A 3,459-nucleotide genomic window follows, 5' to 3' on the forward strand; every position below is an offset into this window, starting at 1 on the left:
GGAGGCCCGGCCCATGACGCATTTTTCCTTCGCCCAGGTCGTCAGGGGCGCGCTGACGGGCCAGAAGAACTGGACGCCGCAATGGCCGGACGCGCAGCCGAAGGCGGCGTATGACGTGGTGATCGTCGGGGCGGGCGGGCACGGGCTCGGCGCGGCGTATTATCTCGCGAAGGAGCACGGGATCACCAATGTCGCGGTGATCGACAAGGGCTGGCTCGGCGGCGGCAACACCGGGCGCAACACGACGATCATCCGCTCGAACTACCTCTATGACGAGAGCGCGCGGCTCTTCGACCACGCGCTCGACCTCTGGGAGAACCTCTCCCAGGAGCTGAACTACAACGTCATGTTCTCGAAGCGCGGCGTGCTGATGCTCGCGCACAACGTCCACGACGTGCAGTCCTTCCAGCGCCACGTGCATTCGAACCGGCTGAACGGCGTCGACAACCAGTGGCTCTCGGCGAAGGAGGCGAAGGTCTTCTGCCCGCCGATCGACCTCAGCCCGACCGCGCGCTATCCGGTGGTCGGCGCGGCGCTGCAGCGGCGCGCGGGCACGGCGCGCCACGACGCGGTCGCCTGGGGCTATGCGCGCGGCGCGGCGGCGCGCGGCGTCGACATCATCCAGAACTGCCCGGTCACCGCGATCCGCCGCGGCCCCGACGGGCGCGTGACCGGCGTCGAGACCGCGAAGGGATTCATCGCGGCGAAGAAGGTCGCGGTCTCGGCGGCGGGCCATACCTCGGTGGTGATGGAGAGCGCGGGCGTGCGGCTGCCGCTCGAGAGCTATCCGCTGCAGGCGCTGGTCTCCGAGCCGATCAAGCCGATCTTCCCCTGCGTCGTGATGTCGAACGCGGTGCACGCCTACATCAGCCAGTCCGACAAGGGCGAGCTGGTGATCGGCTCGGGCACCGACCAGTACGTGAGCTATTCGCAGCGCGGCGGGTTGCCGCTGATCGAGCACACGCTGGCGGCGATCTGCGAGATCTTCCCGATCTTCCGCCGGATGCGGATGCTCCGCAAATGGGGCGGCATCGTCGACGTGACGCCGGACCGCTCGGCGATCCTCGGCAAGACGCCGGTTCCGGGGCTCTACGTCAACTGCGGCTGGGGCACCGGCGGGTTCAAGGCGACGCCCGGCGCGGCGCATGTGCTCGCGCACACGGTCGCGAAGGACGAGCCGCACCCGATCAACGCGCCCTTCACCCTCGAACGTTTCACCACCGGCCGGCTGATCGACGAAGCCGCCGCCGCCGCCGTCGCGCACTAGGGGAGAGACCGACATGCTGCTGATCCGCTGCCCCCATTGCGAGCAGGACCTGCCCGAGCTCGAATTCGCCTACGAGGGCGAGGCGCATATCGCCCGGCCCGCCGATCCGATGGCGCTCTCCGACGAGGAATGGCGCGACTTCCTCTACATCCGCACCAACCCGAAGGGGGTGCATTTCGAGCGCTGGCGCCACATCAACGGCTGCGCGCGCTTCTTCAACGCGGCGCGCGAGACCGTGGGCGACAAGTTCCTCGCGACCTACAAGGCGGGTGAGCCCCGCCCCGATCCCGCCACCCTGACCGGAGAGGGCAAATGACGAGCAAGAGTGCTTCCTGGCGCCTTCCGAACCGCGGCCGCGTCGACCACGCCCGCCCGGTCAGCTTCACCTTCGACGGCAGGTCCTACCAGGGCCTCGCCGGCGACACGCTCGCCTCGGCGCTGCTCGCGAACGGCGTGCATCTGATGGGCCGGTCGTTCAAGTATCACCGCCCGCGCGGCGTCGTCTCCGCCGGATCGGACGAGCCGAACGCGCTGATGGGCACGCGGCGCGGCCCCGGCCGGTTCGAGCCCAACACCCGCGCGACGATCCAGGAACTCCGCGACGGGCTGGAGGCGACGAGCCAGAACCGCTGGCCGAGCCTCGCCTTCGACATGGGCGCGATCAACGACAACCTCGGCTCGCTGTTCTCGGCCGGGTTCTACTACAAGACCTTCATGTGGCCGCGCGCCTTCTGGGACCGCGTCTACGAGCCGGTGATCCGCAACGCCGCCGGTCTCGGCGTCTCGCCGACCGAATCCGACGCCGACCGTTACGCGAGCCGCTTCGGCCACGTGGATGTGCTCGTCGTCGGCGCGGGGCCGGCGGGTCTCGCCGCCGCGCTCGAGGCCGGGCGCGCGGGCGCCTCGGTCATGCTGGTGGACGAGAATTCCGAGCCGGGCGGCGCGCTGCTCTCCGAGCCCGGCGTGGCGATCGACGGCAAGCCGGCCTGGGACTGGCTCGAGGCGGCGCTGGCCGAGCTCGCGACGCTGCCGAACGTCACGGTGATGCCGCGCACCACCGCGATCGGCTACTACCACCAGAACCTGATCGGCCTCGCGCAGCGCCTGACCGACCATCTCGCCGAGGTGCCCGCCGGCGCGCCGCGCGAGCGGCTCTGGAAGGTGCGCGCGGGCCATGTCGTGCTCGCCCAGGGCGCGCTCGAGAAGCCGCTGGTCTTCGACGGCAACGACCGTCCCGGCGTGATGCTGGCCGGCGCCGCGCAGACCTTCCTGCACCGCTTCGGCGTGAAGGTCGGCGACCGCCCGGCCATCGTCACCGCGCATGACAGCGCCTGGGCCACCGCCTTCGACCTCGCGGCCGCGGGCGTGAAGCCGGTCGCGATCATCGACGTGCGCCCGGCGGTCGACGCGCTCCTGACCGACCGCGCCCGCGCGCTCGGGATCGAGACGCTCACGGGCCACACCGTCACCGGCACCTCGGGCCGGCTCCGGGTGAAGTCGGTCCGCGTCAACCGCGTCGAGAACGGCAAGGCCGGCGCGGCGCGCGCGCTCGCCTGCGACGCGCTGCTGATGTGCGGCGGCTGGACGCCCTGCCTGCATCTCTTCAGCCACACCAAGGGCTCGCTCGCCTGGGACGAGGACCTGCGCGCCTTCCTGCCCGGCAAGAAGAGCGAGGCGGTCGAGATCGCCGGCGCGGGCCGGGGCCTCTGGGGCATCGCCGCCGCGCTCGACGACGGCGCCGAGGCCGGCGCGAAGGCCGCGCGCGACATCGGACGCGCCGCGCCGACGCCGCGCGCCCACGCCGTCGCCTCGGACCGCGCGGGCGCCGGCGTCACGCTGAGGGAACTGCCGACCGACCGGAACCCGGCCTCGGCCAAGGCCTTCATCGACTTCCAGAACGACGTGACCGCGAAGGACATCCGCCTCGCCGTGCGCGAGGGGATGCGCTCGATCGAGCACGTGAAGCGCTACACGACGAACGGCATGGCGACCGACCAGGGCAAGATGTCCAACATCAACGGGCTGATGATCGCCGCCGACGCGCTCGGCAAGGCGCCGCCCCAGGTCGGGCTCACCACCTTCCGCCCGCCCTATTCGCCGACCACCTTCGGCGCCTTCGCCGGCTACCACCAGGGCGAGACCTTCGAGGTCACGCGCAAGACGCCGATCGACGGCTGGGCCGAGGCCAAATG

General features: G+C 71.2%; 3 protein-coding genes. All 3 read left to right on the plus strand.

Annotation, left to right across the window (positions count from 1 at the left end):
* Positions 1–13: 13 nt before the first annotated feature.
* The gene (locus FJM51_RS22965; RefSeq protein ID WP_140456424.1) at positions 14–1,267 is read left to right on the plus strand and encodes a sarcosine oxidase subunit beta family protein; all 1,254 of its coding nucleotides are present in this window, start codon (positions 14–16) and stop codon (positions 1,265–1,267) included.
* Positions 1,268–1,280: 13 nt separating this feature from the next.
* Positions 1,281–1,583 (plus strand): sarcosine oxidase subunit delta, encoded by a 303-nt coding sequence (locus FJM51_RS22970; protein ID WP_140456425.1) that lies wholly within the window; start codon positions 1,281–1,283, stop codon positions 1,581–1,583.
* A partial coding sequence (locus FJM51_RS22975) for an FAD-dependent oxidoreductase (RefSeq protein WP_140456426.1) occupies positions 1,580–3,459 on the plus strand: 1,880 nt, incomplete at its 3' end. The genes FJM51_RS22970 and FJM51_RS22975, both read left to right, overlap by 4 nt.

Origin of the sequence: Amaricoccus solimangrovi (genome assembly GCF_006385685.1) — a bacterium.
GTDB lineage: Bacteria > Pseudomonadota > Alphaproteobacteria > Rhodobacterales > Rhodobacteraceae > Amaricoccus > Amaricoccus solimangrovi.